Genomic DNA, 23,798 nt, shown 5'->3' on the forward strand with positions numbered 1-23,798 from the left:
CTACGGTGTGCGGATGCGCGCGACGGCACGGGGTTGGACCGCGGTCTGGTTGGTCGTACTGGCCCTCGTCCAGGCGGCCGCCTTCCTCGCCGTCTGGCGGGTGGCCGTGCACACCGAGATCGGCCAGTGGGTCGACACGGTCGCCCTGACCGGCAACCAGATCGGCCACGACCGCATCGACGGGCCGGTGGACCGGATCCTCAACGCGATGTCGGTGGTCTCCCTGCTCGCCGCCACCGCGATGATCGGCTTCATCGCGCTCATCCGGGGGCGGATCGCCCTGGCCGTCACCGCGACGCTGCTCATCGCCGGGGCGAACGTCTCCACCCAACTGCTCAAGTACGGCCTGAGTCGGCCCGACCTCGGCCTCGACCCGGACCGCGCCGCGGTGGGCAACAGCCTCCCCAGTGGGCACACCGCCGTGGCCGCGTCGGTGGCGGTCGCGCTCATGCTGGTCCTGCCGCCCAAGGTACGTGCCGTCGGCGCCTTCGTCGGCGCGAGTTACGCCGCCCTCGCCGGGGTGGCGACCCTGTCCGCCGGTTGGCACCGACCCAGCGACGCGGTCGCCGCCTACCTGGTGGTGGGCGTCTGGGCGGCGCTGGCGGGCCTCGTCCTGCTGATCACCCAACGCGAGCAGGCCCAGATCGCGCCCGGCGACGCCCACCGCGTCGCCGCGGTCGTGCTCGGCGTGGCCGGTGTGCTCGCCCTGATCGCCTCCGGACTGGCCCTCACCTGGCTGGTGGACCTGCGCGGGACCGGCCCGGAGGAGTTGAGCCGCCGCCCGCTCTTGGTCGGGTACGCGGGCAGCGCCGCCGGCATCGCCGGCACAATGGCGTTGGTGATGGCGCTGGTGCTGACCGTCGTGCATCGGCTGGTGCCCCGGGTCAAGGGCTGAGCCGACCGATGGACCCGGTTCGTGCCGCGTTCCGTGCCGAATGCGTACGGCTCACCGAGGTCCTGGCCGAGGTGGACGACGTCGACCTCGACCGGCCCACCCCCTGCCCGCCGTGGACCGTCCGGGAGTTGCTCGCGCACGTGCGCACCGGCGCCGGACGACTGGCCGACATGCTCGCCGCCCCCGCCCCGCCGCGCGCCGAGGTGGACGCCGCCCGCTACTTCGGCGCGGCGAAATTCACCCCGCAGGTGGACGCCGACCGCATCGCCGGCGGCCGCCGGGACGCGCGGCAGGTGCACCGGGAGGCGTTAACGACCGGGTTCGAGGGGGCCTGGCGGGCCGCCGACGTGGCGGTCGCCGCCGCCCCGTCCGATCGGGTGGTCCGGACCCGGCACGGCGACGCGATGCTCCTCACCGAGTTCCTGCGTACCCGGGTGGTCGAGGTGGGCGTGCACGGCCTGGACCTGGCGGCGGCGCTGGACCGCCCGCCGTGGCTCACCCCGCACGCGGCCGCGGTGATCGCCGACCTGCTCACCGCAGGGCGACCCGCGCCTGCCGCGTTGGGCTGGGACCGGCTGACCCTGATCCGCAAGACCACCGGACGTGCCGCGCTGACCGGCCCGGAACGGGCCGCGAGCGACGCCGCCGGCTTCCGCTGGCTCGCCTTCGGCCGCTGACTCGTCACCGGGTGCCGCTGACGCCGGCCCGGCCGGTCAGCTCGCCGGGCCGGACGCAGGAAACGTGCGGGGCTGGCCCGGTCGGTCAGCTCGCCGGACGGGGCGCGGGAACGTGCGGGGCGACGCCCCGCAGGTGCGTGAGCACCACCGGGTCGATGCGGCCCGGCACCAGCCGCTCCTCCAGGTTCTCCAGCTCCGCCCAGGAGAACAGCGCCGCCTCCGGTCCGGCGTCGCCGACCGGGTGACCCAGCGCGGTGAGCAACGTCGCCACCTCGTCGGCGACCACGCCGCTCAGGTCGAGCAGGGTCGCCGGGTCGGATCGGCTGAACAACATGGTGTGCATGGCCAACAGCCGACCCAGCTCCGTGACCGGGTCGGGGTGGTCGTCCACCCGCAGGTCGATCAGCACGTCGCTGGTGCCGCCGTACCCTCCGCCGCGCTCGACCACCAGCAGGCCGGCGCTCTGCCGGCCGCGCCGGTCCCCGCCGGCCTCGTCACCGGCGCGCAGCGCGGCGACCAGCCGCTCGGCGAACGGCAGCGCCGAGGAGGCCAGCCACGCGTCGCCCAGCGCGTCGACGACCTCCGGGCCGGTGAGGATGTTGCCCTGGGCGGCCCAGCCGTCGCCGGTCCGCCCGCCGGCCCACGGGTGGCAGGCCGGGCCGGTCCAGCTCGCGCCCGGCCCGCTGACACCCACCACGCCGAGCTGCCGGTACTCCCGCTCGGCGTCGGCGGCGACCAGGCCCGCCACCACGTCGGCGGCGGCCACCCCGGTGCGGAGCAGCGTCAGCCCCTGCGGGCGGTAGGCGAGGTTGACGTGCGCCTGGGTGGCCAGCGCGCCGACCTCGGCCTGCGCGGCCGGCACCAGCGCCCCGGCGGCGAGGAACCTGCTGGCCACGACGACGCCGTGGCGGCGGCCGTCGGCGGATCGGGCGACGAGGGAGAAGGTCACCCGCCGAGACTAACCGGCCGTTCGGCGTACGCCGAACGGTCAGAACGGCGTCGCGGCTGCCTCCGGCGGTGCGCCCCGGGCCCGGCGGGCGTCGGCGACCGCGACGCCGCCCAGCACGAGCACTCCGGCGGCCGAGGCGGCCAGCCCCGGCAGGAACAGCAGCGGTACGGCCACCGCCGCCAGCACCAGGATGGCGATCCAGCGCGACGGCGAGACCCGCCCGAACACCTCGTACTCGAAGCGGGCCCGGCCGGCCAGGAACAGCGCGGGTCCGCCGAGCGCCATGGCCAGCCACGACGGTGGGGCATGGCCCAGCGAATGGTCGATGATCAACTCGTAGCCGACCGCCGTGGCGGCCAGGCCGACCACCATGACCAGGTGCGTGTCCGCCGCCGAGCGGCCGATGTTGGCCGGGTGGCGGGCCTTCATCACCGCCTCGGCCAGGATCTGCCCGGCGCGCTGAACGTAGATCCGCCACAGCATGATCGACGTGGCCACCGCGAGCGCGAAGGCCCACGCGTGCCTCGACCCGTACGGGCCCTTGCTGTACGCGAAACCGGCCACCAGGATCGTCTCGCCCAGCGCCACGAGGAAGAACTGCTGGTACCGCTCGGCCAGGTGCTCCCCGGCGATCTCCCACCTCGAAACCGTCGACCGGCCCAGGCCCGGCACCGGCCAGCCGTACCGCCCGGCCAGGTACTCGATGAGCAGCGCCAGCGCCCAGAGCAGCACCTGTCCGTTGGTGGCCAGCAACGCCCCACCGATCCAGAGCACCCCGCTGACGGCGAACACCACTGTCATCCGCACCTTCAACCGACGGTACGGATGCGGCCCCAACGCGATCGACAGGATCAGCGGCCGGGTCACCTGCGCGACCACCTACGCCACCGCGAACATCAGCTTGGTCTCGCTGAACGCCCGGGGATCGCGACCCCCATCACCATGCTGCTCACGAGCGCGGTCAGCACCACGGTCTGCAGCGGCCCCCAATACGGGTCGTAGCGGCTGGTCGTCCACGCGGTGCCCTGCCAGACCGCCCAGAGCGCCAGCAGCAACAGCAACGTCTTGCCGCCGCCGGTGACCGCTGCCCAGCCCTGCTGCCGCGCCGGGCTCTCGGTCAGGTCCTCGAACGCACGCGCGGAGATCCGGGTGAGCGCGAAGACGTAGACCAGGTCGAAGAAGAGCTCCAGGAACGTGGCCCGACCGGGCGCGGCCGCCGCCGGGACCGGCTCCAGGTGTCCCGCCGCCCTGGGAGCCATGGTCAGCGGCCTGCGCCGGTGCTCCGGTCCACCTCGAAGTCGTAGCACCCCGGCCGGTACGCGCGGCCGCGAACCGGCGATTCTGCCCACTTCGGGGATCTTGCTCGCAGGCCCCGTCAACGGGCACGATCGATCGGTGACGAATCGATGGGGCATGACGGTGCCGTTGGGCGGGATCCCGCTGGCCGATCACCAGGCGGTCTACGCGACCCTCGATCGCGCCGGGTTCACCGACGTGTGGTCCTCCGAGGTCGCCGGGACCGACGCGTTCACCCCGCTGGCCCTCGCCGCGGCGTGGCAGCCGCGGCTGCGGCTGGGCACCGCGATCACCCCGGTCTTCACCCGTGGCCCCGGGCTGCTCGCGATGAGCGCGGCGGCACTGGCCGAGGCCGCGCCGGGCCGGTTCTCGCTCGGCATCGGCGCGTCCTCGCCGGTGCTCGTGCGGGACTGGAACGCGGTGCGGTTCGACGAGCCGTTCCGACGCACCCGCGACGTCCTGCGGTTCCTGCGCGCCGCGCTGCGCGGTGAGACGGTCGACGAGGTCTACGACACCTTCACGGTGCGCCGGTTCACCCTCGAACGGCCACCGGCGGTGCCGCCGCCGATCCTGCTCGCCGCGCTGCGCCCGGGCATGCTCCGACTAGCCGGCGCCGAGGCCGACGGGGTCATCCTCAACTGGCTCAGCGCCGACGACGTGCCGCGGACCCTCGCCGAGCTGGGCGAGCGGCGTGCCGGCTTCGAGATCGCCGCCCGGATCTTCGTCTGCCCCACCGAGGACACCGCGTACGCCCGCACGCTCGGCCGCCGGCTGATCACCAGCTACCTCACCGTGCCGGCGTACGCCGAATTCCATCGGTGGCTCGGCCGTACGGAGGCGCTGGCGCCGATGTGGGAGGCCTGGGCGGCGGGTGACCGGCGTGCCGCCAGCGCGGCCGTGCCCGACGAGCTGGTCGACGCCCTGGTGCTGCACGGCTCGCCGGAGCGGTGCCGGGCCCAGGTCCGCCGCTACGCCGACGCCGGCGTGGACGTGCCGGTCCTCGCACTGCTGCCCACCCCCGAGGTGACCGCCGGCAGCGCCGCCGCCCTGATGACCCTCATCGCCCGGTTGGGCACCGAGCCCGTGGGAGCGTCCGCGTGAACCTGACCGACCGGATCGCGGTGGTCACCGGCGGCGCCGGTGGCATCGGGGCGGCACTGTCGCGGCGCTTCGCCGCCGAGGGCGCCGCCGCGGTGGTCGTCGCCGACCTGGACGCCGAGGCGGCCCACGCGGTGGCCGAGGGCATCGGCCCGGTGGCGCACGCCGCCGCCCTCGACGTCACCGACGAGGCCCAGGTCCGCGCGCTCGTCGACGACACCGAACGACGCTTCGGCCGCATCGACCTGTTCTGCGCCAACGCGGGAGTGACCACCGGCGGGGGAGTGGAGGTCGACGACGCGGCCTGGGACCGCGCGTGGCGGGTCAATGTGCTCGCCCACGTCTACTCGACCCGAGCGGTGCTGCCCGGCATGCTCGCCCGCGGCGGCGGCCACCTGCTGCACACCTGCTCGGCGGCGGGGGTGCTGACCGCGGTGGGCGACGCCGCCTACACCGCGACGAAGCACGCCTCGGTGGGCTTCGCCGAGTGGCTCGCCATCACCTACCGCGACCGGGGCATCCGGGTCAGCGCCCTCTGCCCGCAGGGTGTGGACACCCCGATGCTCGCCGACGGCATCGTCGAGGGCCACCTGGGCGCCCGGGTGATCGCCGCCTCCGGAGCGGTGCTCAGCCCGGACCAGGTCGCCGAGGCGACCATCGCCGGGCTGGCCGAGGAGCGGTTCCTGATCCTGCCGCACCCGGAGGTCGCCGACTATGCCCGCCGTCGCGCCGAGGACCCGGACGGCTGGCAGGCCGGCCTCCGCAAACTCGTCCGCCGCCTCACCGCCTGACGCGCCGCCCACCTGCGCCTCGAACCGCCGGCCGGTCAGTCCTTGATCTCACAGATGACCGCGTCGGCCGGGATGGCGTCGCCGGCGATGATCCGCAGGTCCTTGATGATGCCGGCGCGGTGCGCGGTCAGCGGCTGCTCCATTTTCATCGCCTCGATGACCGCGACCAGCTGACCCTGCTCGACGTGCTCGCCCTCACTGACGGCGACCTTCACCACGGTGCCCTGCATGGGGTTGGTGAGGCTGGTGCCGGCGGGGGCGGCGCGGTGCGGGCGGCGGGTGCGGGCCGCCGGCAGCGGCGTCGCCGGGGACGCCGGTGCGGCCAGCCCGGCCGGCACGGAGACCTCCATGCGACGGCCGTTGACCTCGACCACCACGGTGTGGCGCGGCAGCTGCGGCGCTTCCGCGCCGGTCGCCGGTTCCTGCGGGGCCAACTGGCCGGCGAACTCCTGTTCCACCCAGGACGTGTGAACCGCGAACGGCTCGGCGGTGAAGGCGGGATCCTCGACGATCAAACGATGGAACGGCAGCACGGTCGCCGTGCCGTCGATCGTGAACTCGCGTAGCGCCCGCCGGGCGCGGTGCAGGGCCTCCCGGCGGGTCGCACCTACCACGATCAGCTTGGCCAGCAGCGAGTCCCAGGCCGGACCGATCACCGTGCCCGAGCGGACGCCGGCGTCGAGGCGCACGCCGGGGCCGGACGGCGGGTCGAAGCGGGTCAGCGTCCCGGGCGCGGGCAGGAACTGGCGTCCGGGGTCTTCCGCGTTGACGCGGAACTCGATGGCGTGACCGCGCACCGGCGGGTCGTCGTAGCCGAGAGCCTCGCCAGCGGCCAGCCGGAACATCTCCCGCACCAGGTCGATGCCGGTGACCTCCTCGGTGACGGGATGCTCCACCTGGAGCCGGGTGTTGACCTCCAGGAATGCGATCGTGCCGTCGGCGGCGATCAGGAACTCGCAGGTGCCGGCGCCGACGTAGCCGGCCTCGGCCAGGATCGCCTTGGAGGCCCGGCGCAGCTCGACGTCCTGCTCGGCGGTCAGGAACGGCGCGGGCGCCTCCTCGATCAGCTTCTGGTGGCGGCGCTGTAGCGTGCAGTCGCGGGTGGAGATCACCGCAACCGAACCGTGCGCGTCGGCCAGGCACTGCGTCTCGACGTGCCGGGGACGTTCCAGGTAGCGCTCGACGAAGCATTCGCCGCGGCCGAAGGCCACGCTCGCCTCGCGTACCGCGGAGGCGTAGAGGTCTGGGATGTCGCCGAGCGTCCGCGCCACCTTGAGGCCGCGACCACCCCCTCCGTGTACGGCCTTGATAGCGAGCGGCAGGCCGTGGTCACGGGCGAAGTCGATCACCTGGTCGGCGCCGGTGACCGGCTTTTCGGTGCCGACCGCCAGGGGTGCGCCGACGCGCCGGGCGATGGCGCGAGCGCGCACCTTGTCGCCGAGCGCCCGGATCGCCGCCGGCGGCGGCCCGATCCAGACCCGCCCGGAGTCGATCACCGCCTGGGCGAAGTCCGCGTTCTCCGACAGGAAGCCGTAACCGGGGTGCACCGCGTCGGCGCCGGTCGCGTCCGCCGCGGCGAGCAGCTTGCCAGCGTCCAGGTAGCTTTCGGTCGGGGTCTGGCCGCCCAGCGCGTGGGCCTCGTCGGCGAGCAGCACGTGGGGTGCGTCCCGGTCCGGCTCGGCATAAACGGCGACGCTGGTCAGGCCCGCATCCCGGCAGGCGCGAGCGACGCGGACGGCGATCTCGCCCCGGTTGGCGATCAGTACTTTGCGCATCTCGATCTCCCCGTGCTGGTCATGTCCAGGCACTGTGCCGCCAGACGCCGGGACCGCGGGACAGCACGGCCGGGCGGTGCGACGTGACGATCCGGCGCCGCCGGGCGGGCGGCGCGGCGGCTGGCGCGGCGGGGGTCAGCAGGCAGAGAACGGCGAGCACCGCCGCGACCTCGTCAGGATCGGGTGACGTGGCATTCACAGCGGGATGTTCCCGTGCTTGCGGGGCGCGCGGGTCACCCGCTTGTCCCGGAGGGCCCGCAGTGCTCCGGCGATCCGGGAGCGGGTCTCGCTGGGCAGGATGACCTCGTCCACGTAGCCGCGTTCGGCCGCGAGGTACGGGTTGCACAGGGTGCGCTCGTACTCCTCGCGTAGGCGTGCGCGCTCCGCGCCCGGATCTGCGGCGTCCTTGAGTGCGCGCCGGTGCAGCACGCTGACCGCACCGTCGCCGCCCATCACCGCGATCTCCGCGGTGGGCCAGGCGAGGGTGACGTCGGTGCCCAGGTGCTTGGAGCCCATCACCCCGTAACCGCCACCGTAGGCTTTGCGGGTGACCACGGTGACCATCGGGACGGTGGCCTCGGCGTACGCGTAGATGAGCTTGGCCCCGCGCCGGATGATGCCGCCGCGCTCCTGTTCCGGGCTGGGCAGGAAGCCGGGCACGTCGACGAAGGTCAGCACCGGCAGGTGGAAGGCGTCGCACAGCCGGATGAACCGGGCGGCTTTCTCGGCCGCGTCGATGTCCAGCGCGCCGGCCAGCCGCATGGGCTGGTTGGCGACCACGCCGACGCTGTGGCCCTCGATCCGGCCGAAGCCGCAGATCATGTTGCGGGCGAACAGCGGCTGCACCTCGAGCAGCGCGCCGTCGTCCAGGACGGACTCGATCACCGTGACCATGTCGTACGGTCGGTTCCGGTCATCCGGAATGATCTCGTCCAGGGTCAGGTCGCGAGCGGTCTCCGGCCCGAGGACGGTCAGCACCGGCGGTTCGGCCATGTTGTTCGAGGGCAGGTGGGCCAGTACCGCGCGGACGTAGTCGAAGGCGTCCTTCTCGTCGGCGGCCAGGTAGTGCGCGTTGCCGGAGACGCTGTTGTGGCTGGTCGCGCCGCCGAGCTCCGCGTGGTCGACATCCCGGCCGGTGACCGCGCGCAGCACCTCGGGCCCGGTGACGAACATGTGCGAGATCTGATCGACCATGACGACGAGGTCGGTGATCGCCGGGGCGTAGACGGCGCCGCCCGCGCACGGACCCACCATGATCGAGATTTGGGGGATGACGCCGGATGCCTCGACGTGCCGTTTGACGATCTCCGCGTAGTAGGCCAGGGAGACCACGCCCTCCTGGATGCGGGCGCCGCCGGAGTCGTTGATGCCGATGATCGGGGTGCCGGTGCGCAGCGCCAGGTCCATCACCTTGATGATCTTCTCGCCGTACACCTCGCCGAGGCTGCCGCCGAAGACGGTGAAGTCCTGGGCGAAGACGCAGACCGGCCGGCCGTCGACGGTGCCGTAACCGGTGATCACGCCATCGCCGTACGGACGCTCCTGCTCCATCCCGAAGGTGTGGCAGCGGTGCCGGGCCAGCGCGTCCAACTCCACGAACGAGTCGGCGTCGAGCAGGGCTTCGACCCGTTCCCGGGCGGTGAGCTTGCCCTTCTCCCGCTGCCGCTGGACGGCACGCGGGTCGTACGGCTGCCGGGCCCGCTCGCGGCGGCGCCGCAGCTCGGCCAGTTGTTCGGCGGTGGTCATGTTCACGGCAACGTCACCACCTGGGCGGCGTAGGTGAGCCCGGCGCCGAATCCGGCCAGCAGTGCCCGGCCGCCGGAGCCGGCCTCGCCGCGGGCCAGCAGAGCCTCCATGGCGAGCGGGACCGAGGCGGCCGAGGTGTTGCCGGCGTGTACGACATCGCGGGCCACCGCGGTGTGCGCCGGCAGCGCGAGGACGCGGGCGGCGGCCTCGACGATGCGCAGGTTCGCCTGGTGGGGGATGAACGCGGCGAGTTCGCTCGGGTCCGTGCCGGCGGCGGCCAGAGCGCGTCGGGAGATGTCGGGGATCATCTCGATCGCCCAGCGGAACACCTCGGGCCCGACCATCCGCAGGTAGGGGCGGGTACCGGGTTCGCCCCAGGCGGCGTCGTGCGCGATGAGGTGGTGCCGGCTGCCGTCACTGCCCCAGACGACCGGGCCGATGCCCGGGGTGTCGGCGGCGCCCACCACGACCGCGCCGGCGCCGTCGCCGAACAGGAAGGCGGTGCTGCGGTCGGTGCGGTCGATCAGGTCGCTCATCCGTTCCGAGCCGACCACCACGACGCGGCGGGCGCCGGATCGGATCAAGCCGTCGGCGAGCGCGAGCGCGTAGCTGAAGCCGGAGCAGGCGGCGTTGAGATCCATGCCGGCCGCCGCCCGGGCGCCGATCAGCTCGGCGACCTGCGGCGCGGCCGGCGGCGACTGGTGCAGCAGCGACATGGTGGCCAGCAGGATCACGTCGAGGTCGCGGGGATCGGTGCCGGCCTGGGCGGCGGCCTTGCGCGCGGCCTCGGCCGCCATGCTGACGACGGTCTCGTCCGGGCCGGCGAAGCGGCGGGTGACGATGCCCGAGCGCCGCCGGATCCACTCGTCGGAGGAGTCGATCGGTCCGCTGACCTCGTCATTGCCGACGATCCGGGCGGGGCGGTAGGCGCCCACGCCGAGGATCGTCGAGCCCCGGTGCGAGCTCATCGTTGCGCCTCCGCGGTCAACGGCGTCAGCGCGCCGGACTCGTAGCGCTGCCGGCAGGCGCGCCGCTGCACCTTGCCGCTGGAGGTCCTGGACAGCGTGCCCCGGCGTACGAGCAGGATCTCGTCGGCCTCCAGCCGGTGCCGGTCCCAGATCGCCGCGCGGATGGCGTCGTGGGCGGCGGCGATGCCGGGGACGCGGGCGACCCGGCCGTCGACCTCGACAAGCACGATCAGTCGCTCGGAGCTGCCGTCGTCGACCGAGAACGCGGCCGCGCAGTTGGGATGCAGCCCGTCGACGGCGTGCTGGGCGGACTCCTCGATGTCCTGTGGGTAGAAGTTACGACCCTTGCGGATGATCACGTCCTTCTGGCGGCCGGTGACGAACAGGTCGCCGTCGTGCACGAAGCCGAGGTCGCCGGTGCGCAGGTAGCCGGTGGCGTCGCCGCCCTCGATCCGGGCGCGGAAGATCTCCTCGGACAGCTCCGGCCGATTCCAGTACCCGGCGGCGACGCAGGGGCCGCTGACCCAGATCTCGCCGACGTGTCCGGGCGGGCACTCGCGGCGGGTGGCCGGGTCGACGATGCGTACGGTGGTGCCGGGCACCGTGCTGCCGCTGCCGACCGCGGGCAGGGTGTCGGGGCCGGGCTCGGCCGCGAACTCGGCGATGCCGTCGCCGAGCGGGCCGGCGGCCAACCACGCCATCCGGGGTGGCCGGTGCTCGTCGGTGCCGGTGACCTTCAGGGTGTTCTCGGCGAGCCCGTAGCCAGGGCACATGGCCCACGGCGTGAAGCCGTGTGGAGCGAACGCTTCGAGGAAGGCGGTGATCACGTGGCGGCGTACCGGTTCGGCGCCGTTGGCCGCGACGCGCCAGCGGGACAGGTCACCGACGTCGCCGGTCTGCCCGTCGGCGGCGGCGCGCACGCACAGTTCGTAGGCGAAGCTCGGCGCGGCGGAGTGGGTGCCGCCGAAGCGGGCGATCGCCTCCAGCCAGCGGGCCGGGCGCCGGATGAAGGAGTCCGGGGCCATCAGGTACGACGGGATTCCGCCCCAGAGTGGCATGACGACGCCGAAGAGCATGCCCATGTCGTGGAAGAGCGGCAGCCAGTTGACCACGGTGGCGTCCGGTTCGAGCGGCCACAGCTCGGCGGTCTCGCGGGCGTTGTGCAGGAAGTTGCGGTGCGTCACCATGACGCCCTTGGGCTCGCCGGTGGAGCCGGAGGTGTATTGCAACAGCGCGATGTCGTCCGGCCGTGGCCCCTCAGGCAGCTCGGCGAGCCCGGTGATGGCCGGCTCGTCGGTGGCGTGCAGGGTCAGCCCGGCCAGTTCGGGGGCGTCGCCGAAGCGGTCCTGCAGGTCGCGTTTGACGGCCGCCGTGGTGAGGATCGCGGTGGCCCCGGCGTCGTCCGCGATGCGCCGGATCCGGGCCAGGCCGTCGCGGCGGCGCGGCACCTGCACGGGCGCGCCGATCGTGCGGGCGGTCATGCAGCCCAGCAGGGTGCGCACGAACTCCAGGCCGGAGGGGTAGAGCAGTACCGCGGTGTGCCCGGCCAGTCCGAGGGCGGCGAAGCGGACGGCGCGCTCGTGCGCGGCATCGGCCAGTTCGCCGTAGGTGAGAGTCTCGTCGGGCACCTCACCGTCGCGTAGGGACACGTAGGCCACGTCGTCCGACTGGCGCTCGCGACGCAGCTGCAGGGCGTCCGGGAGGGTACGGATCTCGTCCGCACGCGTGTCGAGCCTGGCGCTCGTCATGGATTCTCCTTGTGCGAGGTTGGCGCGGGAGCGGGTCGGCCGGACCGGTCCCCGGCGTGGGACGGGGACCGGGACGTCGCGTGCTCAGGCGTGCGCGCCGTCGGGGACCGGGCGGTCGATGGCCAGTCGCCACTGGCCCTCGGCGTTGCGGATCAGCACGTCGGTGCAGGTGCCCCGCACGGTCGCGGTGCTGCCGTCCGGCTGCGGGAGCTCCAACTGGTAGTCGACGATCAGCAGGGACGTGTCCGCGGTGGTGTAGGTCTGGGATACTTTCGACGCGATCTTCGGACCGGTGGCCAGAAAGTCCTTGAAAAACTGCGTGCGTTCTGCTCCGGTCAACGGTGCGCCGGAGATGTTCGATATGGCGTCCGGCGTATACATCGAGTCGTACAACGCGCCGTCGCCGGAATTGAAAATTCGTACGAACAGTTCGTTCTGCAGGTCTGGGTCGTCGGGAATGGTCGATTCGTTGATCATGGTCATGTCGGTGCTCCTGTCTGCTCGGCGCCAGGGATGGCAGGGGGTCCGCCTCCGAAGCGTTCCACGAACGCCGCGACGGACGGTCATGCTGCGGTAACCGTCCAGATGCGACGGTGGGTGCCTGGTCGGTTACTCACCGGTGGTCTCCGGAGGAGACTCGGGTGGGTACTTACCTTTGAGTCCGTACTTACTTTGGGGCGGGTGGGCCCACTAGAGTCCGAGTCGGGCACACGTGCGTAAGAGGGTGGGACTCGGACGGGAAGAGGCGGTGCGGATCGGCGACGGCGGTGGCGCGATCGGCGATCCAGTGCCGGCACCCTGGCCGGGGGAAGCAAAATTTAACGTTCGTGAAATGTTCCCGACAGCAATTAAAGCCCGCCGATGCAGCTCATTATCCTGCCCTAAAGGCGGCCGTGTGGCGCAGGTCACAAAAGGATGTATCGACTTGGTATAACGGTATAGACATAGGGCTCGATAGATCGAGAAACGCCATTCTTCGGGGGAAGTATGCGATTTGGTGTCCTTGGGCCGCTGGAGGTAGTGCACGAGGGTAGGGCGGTGCCACTGGGAGGAACCAAGCAGCGCGCAGCGCTCGGATACCTGCTCCTGCGACCGAACCGGGTGGTCGCCACCAGTCAGCTGCTCTACGCGCTCTGGCCCGCCGACGACGCGCCGGTCTCGGCCCGAAAAATCCTGCAGAACGCGGTGTGGGGCCTGCGGCGGGTGCTGGCCGCGGCCGACGGCGCCGACCAGGTGGAGCTGATGACCCAGTCACCCGGATACAAGCTCGTCGTCGCGCCGGACAGCGTCGACCTCGTCCAGTTCCAGGCCCAGGCCGACACGGGGCGCGAGCGACTGGCCCGGGGCGAGCCCGCCGCCGCGGCCGCGATGCTGCGCCAGGCCCTCGATCTGTGGCGCGGCCCGGCGCTGGCCGACCTTACCGAGGCCGACATCGTCTGGCCGGAGCTGACCGCCGTGGAAAACTCCCGGCTGGACGCCCTGGAGGACTACTTCGAGGCCCAGCTCGCCTGCGGCCAGCACCAGAGCGTGCTCGCCGACCTGGAGACCATGGTCTGCGGCTCCAACCTGCGCGAACGCTCCTGCCAGCAGCTCATGCTCGCGCTCTACCGCAGCGGCCGGCAGGCCGACGCGCTCAACGTCTACCGGCGCATGCGCACCTACCTGGTCGAGGAACTCGGCCTCGAACCCGGCCGGGACCTGCAGGTGCTGCACAACGCGATCCTGGCCCAGGATCCGGCACTCGACGTGGACACCACGACGACCGGCGAGCCGGCCGTCGTGGTGTCACCGGCCGCCGATCCCGTCCCGGCGCGTATCCCCGCCCAGCGCGCCCCCCTCGTCGCGCCACCGGCCGATCCTGTCGCGGCCGCAGCCAGCGCCCGCCGCCAGGTCAGCGTGCTGCTGGTGAGCACGCAGGTGGACGACGAGAGCCGGTCGAGCGGGCATCCCGACGCCGACGCGCTGCTGGCCGGCGTCGCGGACGACACCCGCCGGCGCGTCGAGCACCTCGGTGGCCAGGCCACCGCTGCGATCGGTCCTATCTCGATGGCCGTCTTTCCCGCCGACGGTGGCCAGGACGGGGCACAGCGCGCCGTCTTCGCGGCGCTGGCCGTGCGCGAACGCCTGTGCGACTCCGGCGACGAGGTGGCCCGCCCACCGGTGCGGTTCCGGGCCGCGGTGGTCACCGGATCGGCGCTGGTGCGCTACGAGTCGCCGGACGGGGGAGCGCTGTCGTCGGCCACCGGCCAGGTCCTCGACCGCTGTCACGCCCTACTGGCCCGTGCCGGCGACGGTGAGATCCGCATCTGCGACGAGACCCGCTGCGACGTCGATGACGTGTACCGCAGTGACCGGCTCGCCGAGCCGGGGGAGTGGACGGTGCGGGGCCTGCGGTTCGACGAGGCGGCCTACGACGGCATCCCGCTGGTCGAGCGCGAGTTCGAACTCTTGCTGATCCGCGACTTGCTGGAGCGGGCACGCTATCGCAACACCCCGCACCTGGTGACCATCCTCGGCGAATCCGGCACTGGCAAGACCCGGTTCCTGGCCGAGCTGCGACACGTCATCAGCGGCCTCGCCCACGTGGCCCGGTTCCCGGTGGCCGCCGGCGGCGCCGCGGAGCAGGCGGTGAGCGGTGCCTTCGCCGTGCAGCGCGAGCTGATTCTGGCGCTCTGCGAGGTGGACGAGGACGATTCCGTCGACGTGCGGAAGACGAAGCTGGACCGGACGCTGCGCAACCTCGTCCGCGACCCGGACCGGCAACGGACCCTGGCCGCGTGCCTGCGGGCCTACGTCGATCCGGACGCCGACCGCGACCACCTCGGCGACCTGCAGGCCGAGCTGGGCGCGTGGCGGCAGTTCCTGGAGCACGTGCCACTGGACCGGCCGCTGGTGCTGCTGATCGACGATCTCCACGATGCCGACGACGACGTGCTGACCATGGTCAACGGCCTCGCCGACGTCTCCGACGTGCCGCTGCTCGTGGTGGCCTCCGCCCAGCCGTGTCTGCTCGAGGTACGGCCCGGCTGGGGCGGTGGCAAGCGGCACATCACCACGCTGACGCTGGACGCGCTCTCGGACACCGCGGTCGACCGGCTTCTCGACAGCGCCGACGGTCAGGCGGCGCGCGGGCTGGGTGGCTGGCTGCGCCAGCTGCTGGGCGCGAGTGCCGGCACCCACCCCGACGAGCGCCGCCGCCATCTGCGGTCGCTGCTGGCTATGCGGCCGCCGCGGTATCTGACCGCTACGACGACCTCATGCGTTGCCGGTTGAGCTGTGCGCCAGCTCGTCCTGGCGGGCCGGCGTCAGATAGCGCCGGCCCCAGTCGCCCAGCGGCTCCAGGGCCTTGTACAGGTCGACGCCGCGCTGGGTGAGCGAATACTCGACGCGCAGGCCGGTCTGGTCGTCGTGCGCCTCGCGCCGCACGATCCGATCCTCCTCCAACTCGCGCAGCTGGCGGGTGAGCACCTTCTCACTGACCCCCGGCACCTGCCGTTTCAGGGCACCGAACCGCTGGGGCTGGTCGCGCAGGGCCCAGAGGATGAGGACCTTCCACTTGCCGCTGATGACTTCCATCGAGGCGTCGAGGCCGCAGAACGGTGGTCGCGCTCGCACGCTCATGCATCACACCCTTGTCGTTGCCGGGACTGAGGCGGCCGCGCCGGTCACGGCCGCCGAAACCCGCCACCACCGTGCCACGGGCGCGATCCGAACGCAACGTGTCGTTGTGGTCACGCAGTCTCGAAGAGGCGTGGATCGCCCGTGCGCAGCAGAGAACACAACGCGCGCAGCGCGCCGTCGAGCTCGGCGACCGCCTCGTCACCAAAATAGACCGACGGCTCCAGGCGCAGGGTGCTCACCGCACTCGCGGTCGGAAAGGTTCGGATCCGGTGCGCCCGGAAGAGATAGCCGGAGAACAGATAGCCCAGAATCCCGTTCGCGGTCGCCTCGCGCAGTGGCGGCAGCGGGGACGTCGACTGGTCGCGAAACTCCACCCCCAGCATCAGGCCGCGGCCGCGGACCTCGGCCACCACGTCCGGAAAGTCGGCCCGGACCTTCTCCAGGGTGGTCCGCAGCCGCTCACCGGCCCGGGCGGCCAGGCGGTACACGGCGCCGCCGTCGGCTTCCAGTACCCGCAGGGTGCGCAGCGCCAGCGCGGTCGAGAACCCGTCGCGGGCGAACGTCGAGCTGTGCAGCAGCTCGAAGTCCGGGCGGTAGCAGCTCTCCCTGATCAGGGTGACCGCGGTCTTCGCGATACCACCGCCGAGCCCCTTGGCGAGCACGAAGTAGTCCGCGCGCAGACCGATGTGTGAGCTGGCGAAGAACGCGCCGGTGCGGCCCATCCCACTCTGGATCTCGTCGACCACGACCGGGATCCCGGCCGCGTCGGCGGCGGCCCGAACCTCGGCGGCGATCGGCGCGGAGACCATCCGGATGCCGCCCTCGCCCTGGATCACCTCCAGTACGAACGCGGCGACCGTCGGGAACGGGCGCTGTACCAGTCTGATCTCGCCGCCCTCGACCAGCAGGTCCGGCACGTCGACCCCTTCTGCCTCGACCGCCTCGGCGACCGCGCCCGGCTGCTCGAACGCAACGAACCGGGCGCTCGCCGCCAGCCCGGCGAACGGGACCCGGAAGCCCGCGTTGTGAGTCAGCTGGATCGAACCGGCGAGCTTGCCGTGGAAGGACCCGGCGAAGGTGAGAAAGACCGGCGGCTGGGCGGCCTGCTGGGCCACGGCGGCGCGGACCCGGTCGGCGAGGATGCCGGGGCCGTCGCCGGGCTCGGCGCCGAGGCGCCGCAGGACCTCCTCCGGTACGCGCGCGGCGCCCGAGTCCACCGCCTCGACCACGGCGGCCAGGTGCGTCTCGATCTCGGTGAGCAGATCCTGTACGCGCAGCACCCGGGCGAACTCGGCGTGCTTCATCGCGACCTCGACGCCCTCGGCCCCGCTGTTGGCGAACACCGCGTAGTACGGTTCCGGATCGCCGAACTCGCGCCGCAGGATGTCGTTCAGCAGCCGCGCCACCAGCGTGGGGTCGCTCTGCCGGGACGCCTGGGCCAGCACCGGCCGGCCGGCGGCGAAAAAGTCGCGGGCCGCGTCGACGATCTCCGGATGGTTGTGTCCGAGGATCAGCGCGCCGTAACCGCCCGCGACATCGAGCACCGGCACGTCCTCGCCGGCGCCGTCGCGGTAGAACAGCGTGTCCCCCTCGGCCCGGATGAACTCGACGTCGATGCCGAGTTGGGCGAGGAAGCCGAGCATCTGCGGCTCGGCCAGTTCGGGTGCGTGGGATTCGGTGGTGGTCATCGGGGCTCCTCGTCCGCGTCAGCAGGTACGGGCCGGATTCGCCGGGGACGTTACCGGCGGGTCGACTACGGCCCGGCAGCGTACGGTCTCGGCGCGGTAAGCGTCCTCGCGTGGCGCGGATTGCCACGCGATGACCTTGTGATGGATACCGACTGCCACGCCGCAACTACGTTCGATCACGAGTCCCCTCGGACGGGAGCAGCGATGTCCCTTCAGGAACCGCCCGTGCCGGCGACCATGCGTGAGGTCATGTCGATGTTCGCCACCGGCGTCATCGTGCTCACCGTTGGCGGCGAGCATCCGCACGGCATGACCGCGAACGCCTTCAGCTCGGTATCCCTCGATCCGGCGCAGGTGCTCTGCTGCGTGGCGCACAGCGCGGTCATGCACAAGTCGATCAGCTCCGAGCGCCGCTTCGCGATCTCCATCATGGCCGCCGACCAGGAACGGCACGCCCGCTACTTCGCCGACAAGAGCCGTCCGCTGGGCGCGTCACAGTTCGAACCGTTCGACTGGCATCCCGGGCCGCGTACCGGGGCTCTGCTGCTCAGCGGCGCGCTGGCCTGGATCGAGTGCGTCCTGGTGGACGCGCACGACTCCGGCGACCACTCGATCTTTGTCGGCTCGGTCATCAACAGCCTGCGGGGAACGGGCGCCGACGGGCTGATCTTCTTCGGCGGCGGGTTCCGTCCCGGGGCGGCCCCGCCGTCGCCGGCATGACCGCCGTGGCCCGCGTCCGGGTGCACGGCGGTCACGCTCACCGACGCGGGTTCAGACCGCGGCCAGCGCCGGGGTGCCCATCGCGGCCACCTGGCCGGCCGCGCGCAGGCCCGACTCGATCGCGCCCTCCACGAAACCGATCCAGCCGGTGGCGATGTCACCGGACGCGAACGCCAGCCGGCCCTGTGGCGTCTGGATGGCGGGCTGCTGGGTGGACAGCTGGCCGAGACGGCGCAGCGCCCAGCCACCCAACGAATACCGGTCGGTGCCCCAGTTCTGGGCCAGCACGCTGGTCACCGAGGCCTCGGGCAGGTAATAGCGCAGGGCCCGCTGGACCGCCGAGACGCTGGTGCCGTCAACCGGCGGTAGGCTGTTGAAGGCCACCATGAGCTGCCCGCCGTTCACGTCGCCCTGCGACAGCAGGGTGGTGAACGGGTCGCCCTCAGTGCCCCGGGCGGCGACCCGGTCCGGCAGGCCGGTGACCTTCATCCAGATCTTGTTGCTGTGTGGCACACCGACGCCCTGGGCGCTGGCCTGCGCGCGCACCGCGGCCAGGCCCGGCCGGAACGCGATCGTCTTCCAGACGTTGACCGGCACCGCGATCACCGCCCAGGGCGCCCGGTACGTCACCCCGGCGGTCGTGGTCACGCGCACCTCGCCGCCGGTGTCGGTCACCGACGCCACCGCCGTGCGCAGGTGCAGCTCGGCCTGCGCGTCGTTGAGCATCGACTGCAACAGCCCGGTCATCCCGGTGGAGATCCGCAGCGACATCGCCGCGTCGTAACCGGCCACGTTGTACCCGGCCAGCGCCCACCAGTGCGCCAGCGCGGTGTACGCGCCGATCCGGCTGTCCCCGCCGGAGTATCCGGCCGTGGTGCCGCTGAGCCAGAGCCGCTCCTCCGCGGTCAGGCCGAGCTGGTCGAGCCGGTCGCGCAGGGTCAGCCCGTCGGCGGCGACCACCGCGGCACGGTTGGCCAGCGGGTTCAGCGGGTCCGGAAACAGGTCCCGGGCGCCGGCGAACAGCCGCTCCATCAGGGCACCGTAGCGGGCGTCGCCGCTCTCCAGATCCACCGCCGCCGGGCCGGACAATGACGGCATCAGCAGCCGCGACGGGATGGAGCCGGTCAGGGTGCTCAGACCGTACCGGCGGACCTCGGCGTTGACCAGCGGCTGCGTCGGGCCGATCCACTGTGCCCCGAGCTCGACCTGCTTGCCTTCGAACGTGGTGGTCCAAGTCCGGCCGCCGATGCGGGACCGGGCCTCCAGAATGACCGGCCGGAAGCCCCGGGCCCGCAGCTCGCGGGCCGCGGTGACGCCGGCGTACCCGGCGCCCACGACGATCACGTCACGGTTGGTGCCGGGTGAATCGGCGCGGGCCGGCGAGCCCAGTGCGGTGCCCGCCGAGGCGGCCACCGCGGTCAGGCCGGCGGCCTGCACGAGCCGGCGCCGCGACAGCCGGTGGCCGGAGAGTGCGGTCGTTGGTGCGGTGGGTTGGTCTCGCAATGTTGGGTCCCCCCAGTGATGGTCGTGCCCACGCGTCGCGCGGGACGACAGGTGGCACCGTCCGGCCCCCTCGCGCAGGACGGTGTGATCTCCCGGTTCGCCGGGAAAAGTGGGTCCCGTGACATACGCCCGGCGCGGAACGTGGAGACGTTCCGCGCCCGGCGTGGCGGGACGGGGTGTAACGGCCGGCTCGTCAGAGCAGCGGCGTCTCCGGGTCCAGGCCGAGCAGAACGCGGCCGTGGACCTCGAGGCTGGAGTTGAGCAGGATCATGCCGTGCAGGGCCAGGCCCTGGATGTCGCGGTGGAACCGCTGGATCGGCACGGCCCGCTGGATGGCGGTCGCGCCGCTGGCGTTGAAGAGGATGGCGACCGCCTCCTTGGCCAGCTCGACCGCGTACGCGCTGTGGCCCCGGATGGCCGCCTTCTCTTGCAGGGTGGGCAGCTCGCCCGCGTCGGCGCGGCGCTGCAGGGTCTCGTACACCCGGCCCATCAACGCCTCGGCGGCGGCGATCTTCGCGTCGGCGGTGGCCACCTGGATCTGGGTCAGCGGGTGCAGCTTCTGCTCGGTCCACGGGGTGTAGGTGATGCCCCGGCCGGGCAGCCGGTCCAGGAACGCGTCCAGGGCGCCGCGGGCCGCGCCGATCAGGGTCGCCACGCCCTGCGCGATGATGAAGCTGTAGAGCCCGTACTCGCGGCCGGTCGGCTGCCAGTCGGCGGGCAGCTCGGCAAGCGCGGCCTCGAAGGCCGCCGCGTCGCCGGGGATCACCCGGTGCGCCGGTACGAAGACGTTCTCGGCGGTGGAGGTGCAGCTACCGGTCGCCGCGACCGACGAGGTGTTCCAGTCGTCGGCGATGCTGAAGTCGCTCATCGGCACCATCGCGATGGCCTCCTCGTACCGGCCGTCGGGGTGCTCGATCAGCGAGGTGGCGATGTTCCAGTGCGCGCCGCGGCAGCCGGAGTTGAACTTCCACGACCCGTTGAGCGTGTAGCCGCCGTCGGTCGCCTTCAGCACACCGGAGGGCGTGAAGCCGCCGGAGATGCGCACCGAGGGTGTCGCGAAGACCTCTTTCTGGATCTCCTCCGGGAACAGCGTGGCCATCCACGCGCTGGAGACCCAGACGCTGGCGATCCAGCTCGTCGACACGTCACCGCGGGCGATCTCGGACAGCACGGCCGCCTGCTCGGCCACCGAGAAGCCCAGGCCGCCGAGGTAGTCGGGAGTGGCCATCCGGAATACGCCGGCGTCCTCGAGAAGACGCAGGTTCTCGTCGGGCAACCAGCGTCGGTCCTCGGCTTCCAGGCCGTTTTCCCGCAATTGGGGAACCATTTTGCGTACGGCGCTCAGCACGGCCTCGACGCCATTTTCCCGAGTAGTCATTCCGTCTCCTTGTCGGCTCGACGCTGCACACGTCCGGAAGGAACGCAGGAATCGTGGCAGACAACCACCTGAACCTGGTCATGGCGGAGTAACCGCGGCTTCACGGCTAACGCGGTGAGTCGCCGATTACCGGCCGGTGAGTGCCGTTGGGCGACAATGCGCAAAAAAAGGCGACGCTGTGCCACTGTGGAGGCACAGCGTCGCCTCGCAGCGACGGATCGGGGTTACTGCTGGCGGTTGAGGCGCTGGCCGAGACCACCGTCGACGTTGAGCTCGGCGCCGGTGGTGAAGGTGGCGTCGAAGGCGAGGAAGAGCACGGCGCGGGCGACCTCTTCGGAGGAGCCGTGCCGGCGCATCGGGGTGATGGTGTCGCCGACCTTCTCGAAGACGGCCAGCAACTCGGGCGTGGCGCCGGTGATGCCCGCGGTCGGGGTGTGGATGAAGCCGGGGCTGAGGCTGTTGACCCGGATGTTGCGGGGCAGCAGCTCGGCGGCGATGACCTTGGTGAACGCGCGGACGGCGGCCTTGGAACCGGCGTACGGGCCCATGCCGGGGTTGCCGGAGTCGTTGGCGACCGAGGTGGTGAAGATGATCGCGCCGCCGTCCTTGATCAGCGGTGCGAGGCGCTGGGCGGTGAAGAACGCGCCCTTGGCGTTGACGTTGAAGGTGTTGTCATACAGCTCTTCGGTGACGTGCCCGAACGGGCCGGGCTGGGCGAAGCCCGCGTTCACGAAGAGCAGGTCGATCTGGCCGAACTCCTTCTCCACGGTCTCGCCGAGCTGCTCGATGTCGGCGAGCACGGCGGTGTCCGAGCGCACCACGCGCGCGGCGTCGCCGAGCTCGGTCTGCGCGGCGGCGAGGTTCTTCTCGTTGCGGCCGGTGACCAGGACCTCGCCACCGCCGTCGACCAGTGCCTTGGCGGTAGCCAGACCCATGCCGATCGTGCCACCGGTGATCACTGCCTTCTTACCCGTGTAGCTGCTCAATGACTTGTCTCCAGCCAGCCCACGCCGAGGCGCGCGCCATCGTTTCCGAAACCCGGTGTGCTGCCAGGCTTCCGCAGGAAATGTCGAGACACAAGTAGGGACTCATATGTCCGTACTTACCTGGAAGTAAGTGTGGTGGATAGACCGGTGCGTGAGCGTTTGATGACGAGTCCGTGCCTACCGTGGCCGGTGACAATTCATCGCCAGGATTCGGGGTGTCCCATGGAAGCCGAAGCGAAGCAATCCCAATGCCCGTACGCCATCGATCCGGCCGGCTCGGACATTCACGGTGAGGCGGCCGCGCTGCGCGAGCGCGGCGAGGCCACCCGCATCGAACTGCCCGGTGAGGTCCCCGCGTGGTCGATCACCGGTCACGCGCTGATCAAGCGCCTGCTCACCGACGACCGGGTCTCCCGCGACGCGTACCGGCACTGGCCGGCCTGGGAGAACGGCGAGGGCGAGCTGGCGCGCTCCTGGCCGCTGGCCATCTGGGTCCAGGATCACAACATGATCACCGCGTACGGCGAGGAGCACACCCGGCTGCGCAAGCTGGTCGCCAAGGCATTCACCGCCCGGCGTACCGCCGCGCTGCGGCCCCGGATCGAGGAGGTCACCGCGGCGCTGCTCGACGGCATGGCCACCGCCGGCCCGCACGACGTGGTCGACCTGCGGGCGAACTTCGCCTTCCCGCTGCCCACCCTGATCATCTCCGAGCTGCTGGGCATTCCCGCCGGTATGCGCGACGACCTGCTGGAGCGGATGCAGGCGATCTTCCAGACCTCGGCCAGCGAGGAAGAGGCCCGCGCCAACGAGGCGGCCCTCTACGAGCTGGCCGCCGGGTTCATCGAGCTGAAGCGGACCACGCCCGGCGACGATCTGGCCAGCGGCCTGGTCTCGGTCCGCGACGAGGGCGGCGTCGGCCTCACCGAGCGCGAGCTGATCGACACCATCTTCCTGATGTACACCGCCGGCCACGAGACCACCGTCAACCTGCTCGATCACGCGGCGGTCCTGCTGCTCACCCACCCCGAGCAGCTGGCGCTGGTCCGCAGCGGCGCCGCGACCTGGTCGGACGTGGTGGAGGAGACGCTGCGGGTGCAGTCCCCGCTGGGCAGCCTGCCGCTGCGCTTCGCCGTCGAGGACATCGACCTGGGTGACGTGACGATCGCCAAGGGCGACGCCATCCTCGTCAACTTCGCCGCCTCGGGCCGCGACCCGAAGGTCTTCGGCGACAACGCGGCCGCGTTCGACATCAGCCGCCCCGAGCGGGGCAACCACATCTCGTTCGGCCACGGCGTGCACCACTGCCTGGGTGCGCCGCTGGCCCGGCTGGAGGCCTCGGTGGCGCTGCCCGCGCTCTTCGAGCGTTTCCCGGACCTGCGGCTCGCCGAGCCGGTGGAGAAACTGCCGCCGGTGGAGTCGTTCGTCTCCAACGGGCACGAGGTCGTCCCGGTGCGCCTCGGCGTACCGGCCACCGTCTGACCGGCGCCCTTGCACGCGGAAGGTCCGCCCCGGGCACGCCCGGGACGGACCTTCCGCGTCGTGCACTCAGTTCGCCGGGCTCTGCCCGAACGGGTTGTCGACGGCGAACCGCCACTGGCCGTCGGCGCCCAGGCGCAGCACGTCCAGGCCCACGCCCTCCAGGTGCTGTGCACCCTCCGGCGTCTCCACGTCGATCGCCCAATCCACCACCAGCAGCGCGGTGTCGCCGGTGACGTGCGACTCGCGCAGCGTCGCGCGCATCTGCGGCTTCTGGCTGATGAACTCCGCGAGGGAGTCGCGCCGGGCCTGACCGGTCTGCGGGTTGCCCGGCTCCCACACCGAGATCGCGTCCTCGGTGTACATCGCGTTGATCGTGTCGACGTCTCCCGAGTTGAACGCCTCGACGTATCGCTCCCCGTGCTCGCGTGCGGCGTCGACCAGCTGCTCGTGTGTGACGGTCATGGCGTGCTCCCTCCG

Annotated in this window: 22 protein-coding genes; 7 read left to right on the plus strand and 15 right to left on the minus strand. The window is 72.0% G+C overall.

The annotated features are described in order from the left end of the window. The first annotated feature begins 7 nt into the window (after positions 1–7). Positions 8–895: a phosphatase PAP2 family protein gene (locus OG505_RS04025; protein WP_405431049.1), complete on the plus strand. Its 888-nt coding sequence runs from the start codon at positions 8–10 to the stop codon at positions 893–895. 8 nt (positions 896–903) lie between these two features. Continuing rightward, positions 904–1,572 (plus strand): maleylpyruvate isomerase N-terminal domain-containing protein, encoded by a 669-nt coding sequence (locus OG505_RS04030; RefSeq protein WP_405431050.1) that lies wholly within the window; start codon positions 904–906, stop codon positions 1,570–1,572. Positions 1,573–1,657: 85 nt separating this feature from the next. On the opposite strand, the gene OG505_RS04035 is transcribed toward OG505_RS04030, so the two are convergent. Genes OG505_RS04035 through OG505_RS04045 form a run of 3 tightly spaced genes read right to left on the minus strand, consistent with a single transcriptional unit; the run spans position 1,658 to position 3,780 of the window. Next, positions 1,658–2,521 (minus strand): DUF1028 domain-containing protein, encoded by an 864-nt coding sequence (locus OG505_RS04035; RefSeq protein ID WP_405431051.1) that lies wholly within the window; start codon positions 2,519–2,521, stop codon positions 1,658–1,660. 39 nt (positions 2,522–2,560) lie between these two features. Beyond that, positions 2,561–3,400, minus strand: a complete 840-nt coding sequence (locus OG505_RS04040) for a low temperature requirement protein A (protein WP_405431053.1) — start codon at positions 3,398–3,400, stop codon at positions 2,561–2,563. Positions 3,401–3,417: 17 nt separating this feature from the next. Beyond that, positions 3,418–3,780 (minus strand): low temperature requirement protein A, encoded by a 363-nt coding sequence (locus OG505_RS04045; protein ID WP_405431055.1) that lies wholly within the window; start codon positions 3,778–3,780, stop codon positions 3,418–3,420. 154 nt (positions 3,781–3,934) lie between these two features. Here OG505_RS04045 and OG505_RS04050 point away from each other — a divergent pair, with 154 nt between their 5' ends. Next, a complete protein-coding gene (locus OG505_RS04050) occupies positions 3,935–4,918 on the plus strand; it encodes an LLM class F420-dependent oxidoreductase (protein ID WP_405434376.1) in 984 nt (327 codons plus the stop codon). Beyond that, the gene (locus tag OG505_RS04055; protein ID WP_405431056.1) at positions 4,915–5,706 is read left to right on the plus strand and encodes an SDR family oxidoreductase; all 792 of its coding nucleotides are present in this window, start codon (positions 4,915–4,917) and stop codon (positions 5,704–5,706) included. The genes OG505_RS04050 and OG505_RS04055 overlap by 4 nt, the downstream gene beginning before the upstream one ends. Positions 5,707–5,741: 35 nt before the next feature. Here OG505_RS04055 and OG505_RS04060 read toward each other — a convergent pair whose 3' ends face one another. The 6 genes from OG505_RS04060 to OG505_RS04085 form a co-directional block, all read right to left on the minus strand. Continuing rightward, positions 5,742–7,481: an acetyl/propionyl/methylcrotonyl-CoA carboxylase subunit alpha gene (locus OG505_RS04060; RefSeq protein WP_405431058.1), complete on the minus strand. Its 1,740-nt coding sequence runs from the start codon at positions 7,479–7,481 to the stop codon at positions 5,742–5,744. A 19-nt stretch (positions 7,482–7,500) separates the two neighbouring features. Beyond that, positions 7,501–7,680 (minus strand): acyl-CoA carboxylase epsilon subunit, encoded by a 180-nt coding sequence (locus OG505_RS04065; protein ID WP_357074519.1) that lies wholly within the window; start codon positions 7,678–7,680, stop codon positions 7,501–7,503. Beyond that, complete coding sequence (locus tag OG505_RS04070) at positions 7,677–9,227, minus strand: acyl-CoA carboxylase subunit beta (RefSeq protein ID WP_357074713.1); 1,551 nt, start codon at positions 9,225–9,227, stop codon at positions 7,677–7,679. Before OG505_RS04070 ends, OG505_RS04065 begins: the two co-directional genes overlap by 4 nt. Positions 9,228–9,229: 2 nt before the next feature. Continuing rightward, positions 9,230–10,195 (minus strand): beta-ketoacyl-ACP synthase 3, encoded by a 966-nt coding sequence (locus OG505_RS04075; RefSeq protein WP_405431059.1) that lies wholly within the window; start codon positions 10,193–10,195, stop codon positions 9,230–9,232. Further along, the gene (locus OG505_RS04080) at positions 10,192–11,943 is read right to left on the minus strand and encodes a fatty acyl-AMP ligase (RefSeq protein WP_405431060.1); all 1,752 of its coding nucleotides are present in this window, start codon (positions 11,941–11,943) and stop codon (positions 10,192–10,194) included. The genes OG505_RS04075 and OG505_RS04080 overlap by 4 nt, the downstream gene beginning before the upstream one ends. A gap of 84 nt (positions 11,944–12,027) precedes the next feature. Beyond that, positions 12,028–12,426: a YybH family protein gene (locus OG505_RS04085; RefSeq protein ID WP_405431061.1), complete on the minus strand. Its 399-nt coding sequence runs from the start codon at positions 12,424–12,426 to the stop codon at positions 12,028–12,030. Between the two features lie 555 nt (positions 12,427–12,981). Here OG505_RS04085 and OG505_RS04090 point away from each other — a divergent pair. Then, positions 12,982–15,216, plus strand: coding sequence for a BTAD domain-containing putative transcriptional regulator (locus OG505_RS04090; protein ID WP_405431063.1), 2,235 nt, complete (start codon positions 12,982–12,984; stop codon positions 15,214–15,216). On the opposite strand, the gene OG505_RS04095 is transcribed toward OG505_RS04090, so the two are convergent. Together OG505_RS04095 and OG505_RS04100 are read right to left on the minus strand one after the other, a co-directional pair. Further along, positions 15,199–15,564, minus strand: a complete 366-nt coding sequence (locus OG505_RS04095; RefSeq protein WP_405431065.1) for a winged helix-turn-helix transcriptional regulator — start codon at positions 15,562–15,564, stop codon at positions 15,199–15,201. The genes OG505_RS04090 and OG505_RS04095 overlap by 18 nt on opposite strands. 110 nt (positions 15,565–15,674) lie before the next feature. Then, a complete protein-coding gene (locus tag OG505_RS04100) occupies positions 15,675–17,252 on the minus strand; it encodes an aminotransferase class III-fold pyridoxal phosphate-dependent enzyme (RefSeq protein WP_405431067.1) in 1,578 nt (525 codons plus the stop codon). A 204-nt stretch (positions 17,253–17,456) separates the two neighbouring features. Between OG505_RS04100 and OG505_RS04105 the strand changes: the two genes are divergently transcribed. Further along, complete coding sequence (locus OG505_RS04105; protein ID WP_405431068.1) at positions 17,457–17,972, plus strand: flavin reductase family protein; 516 nt, start codon at positions 17,457–17,459, stop codon at positions 17,970–17,972. Positions 17,973–18,023: 51 nt separating this feature from the next. Here the strand turns inward: OG505_RS04105 and OG505_RS04110 are convergent, their stop codons facing one another. The 3 genes from OG505_RS04110 to OG505_RS04120 form a co-directional block, all read right to left on the minus strand. Then, positions 18,024–19,475, minus strand: coding sequence for an FAD-dependent oxidoreductase (locus OG505_RS04110; RefSeq protein WP_405431069.1), 1,452 nt, complete (start codon positions 19,473–19,475; stop codon positions 18,024–18,026). Positions 19,476–19,668: 193 nt separating this feature from the next. Next, positions 19,669–20,853 carry an acyl-CoA dehydrogenase family protein gene (locus OG505_RS04115; protein WP_405431071.1) on the minus strand — a complete coding sequence of 395 codons (1,185 nt, stop codon included), beginning with the start codon at positions 20,851–20,853 and terminating at the stop codon, positions 19,669–19,671. 224 nt (positions 20,854–21,077) lie between these two features. Beyond that, a complete protein-coding gene (locus OG505_RS04120) occupies positions 21,078–21,839 on the minus strand; it encodes an SDR family NAD(P)-dependent oxidoreductase (RefSeq protein WP_405431073.1) in 762 nt (253 codons plus the stop codon). 222 nt (positions 21,840–22,061) lie between these two features. Between OG505_RS04120 and OG505_RS04125 the strand changes: the two genes are divergently transcribed. Then, positions 22,062–23,321, plus strand: a complete 1,260-nt coding sequence (locus OG505_RS04125; RefSeq protein ID WP_405431074.1) for a cytochrome P450 — start codon at positions 22,062–22,064, stop codon at positions 23,319–23,321. Between the two features lie 66 nt (positions 23,322–23,387). Here the strand turns inward: OG505_RS04125 and OG505_RS04130 are convergent, their stop codons facing one another. After that, entirely contained in the window at positions 23,388–23,783 is a 396-nt protein-coding gene (locus OG505_RS04130; protein WP_405431076.1) for a YybH family protein, read from the minus strand. Between the last annotated feature and the right edge of the window lie 15 nt (positions 23,784–23,798).

Origin of the sequence: Micromonospora sp. NBC_00617 (genome assembly GCF_045161355.1) — a bacterium.
In the GTDB taxonomy this organism is placed as follows: Bacteria; Actinomycetota; Actinomycetes; order Mycobacteriales; family Micromonosporaceae; genus Micromonospora.